The following is a 206-nucleotide window of genomic DNA, read 5'->3' on the forward strand; positions in this document are numbered from 1 at the left end:
CCCGCACGAAAGGTGTAACGATTTGGGCACTGTCTCAACCAGAGACTCGGTGAAATTATAGTACCTGTGAAGATGCAGGTTACCCGCGACAGGACGGAAAGCCCCCGTGGAGCTTTACTGTAGCCTGATATTGAATTTTGGTACAGTTTGTACAGGATAGGCGGGAGCCTTTGAAACCGGAGCGCTAGCTTCGGTGGAGGCGCTGG

The 206-nt window shown here is 52.9% G+C and carries 1 rRNA gene; it reads left to right on the forward strand.

From position 1 onward, the window contains the following. Nucleotides 1-206: ribosomal RNA gene (locus MR083_RS27725) — 23S ribosomal RNA — on the forward strand; the annotation flags it as partial.

The sequence above is a fragment of the Bacillus cereus group sp. BfR-BA-01408 genome (assembly GCF_022663305.1).
In the GTDB taxonomy this organism is placed as follows: domain Bacteria; phylum Bacillota; class Bacilli; order Bacillales; family Bacillaceae_G; genus Bacillus_A; species Bacillus_A pacificus.